Below are 1078 nucleotides of genomic sequence, written 5' to 3'. Positions count from 1 at the left end.
GCCGTGAACGCACCCCACCTCGTCGCCCTCGTCCGTGCCGGAGCCCGCTTCGAACGCGGCCAACTGGTCGAGCACCCCGCCACCGCTGCGGCATAGGGTCTGGTGCACCATGACCGACCACCACACCTACGGCACCAGCACCCACACCGCCGGCGGGCTAATCCGGCTCGTCAGTGACCGCCTCGGCCTGGTCTTCACCGAGCGCGACAGCGACTACCGGGGCCTCTACCACCTCGCCGACATCCCCAACGGGCGGATCGAGATCCAGCCCAACCCGATCCCCGGCGACGACGATGAAGACGACCTCTACGCCCCGGAACACCCAGCGGCCCAGGTGCTGTTGCTCGCCACCACACCGACCCCGGACCGCGCCCTGCAGGCAAGCCTGGACTCCATCGAAGGGCTCACCCGCCTGAACCACGAGACAGCGTGAACAGCTACTGATCCACAGCTTTTGACAATTGCTCGCTCACACGACAGACCAGACCCAGTACTTCAACAACACCTGGGCCGACGAGCTCGCCCTCGGCAAGCTCGTCCGAACGCAAGCGTGGGGGCTCATCACCGAACGACGCTATGCCACGACCTCAGGTTTGGAAGTTGAGATCGGCATCGGGTCTCCGGAGTGGGCACAGACGGACCCCGTCGACCCTGGCACACGTCGTGTCGTTACCGATGGCGCCCACCCTCTGCATGACCCGGCAGGAGTCCTTGCCTCTCTGATCCAGACATGCGGATCATGACCATCCCATCAGGGCATTCGGGCGGTTCCAATACCCGACTCCACTATTATCGATCTACCCCGAGGACGTCATCAGCCACCACCGGCCCTTCATCGCCCGCCGCCGATCGTTGCGGCCCAGCGACGAGTACCGCGAGCCCACCGCGCAGGAGTGGCAGGACTTCCTGGCCCACTTCGAGCTGCGCAAGGTGGCGTTGGGCGTCTGCGCACGCGACTTCGGAACTCCCTGTGCCCATGAGCACGCTTGCATCAGATGCCCCGTCCTACGACCAGATCCCGAGCAGAGACCCCGCCTGGAGGAGATCCACGTGAACCTGCTCGACCGGCTCCAGGAGG

Annotated in this window: 1 protein-coding gene and 1 pseudogene; both read left to right on the top strand. The window is 65.5% G+C overall.

The genetic code is table 11. The features are described from left to right. The first annotated feature begins 109 nt into the window (after window positions 1-109). Window positions 110-433, top strand: a complete 324-nt coding sequence (locus tag ABTZ59_RS37250) for a hypothetical protein (protein WP_351013554.1) — start codon at window positions 110-112, stop codon at window positions 431-433. A gap of 419 nt (window positions 434-852) precedes the next feature. Next, window positions 853-1078, top strand: a pseudogene (locus tag ABTZ59_RS37245) (integrase); the annotation flags it as partial.

Source organism: Streptomyces sp. NPDC094034 (genome assembly GCF_040303865.1).
Classification (GTDB): Bacteria; Actinomycetota; Actinomycetes; order Streptomycetales; family Streptomycetaceae; genus Streptomyces.
The sequence above is the reverse complement of the archived record's forward strand: the minus strand, read 5'-3'. Positions and strand labels throughout refer to the sequence as shown.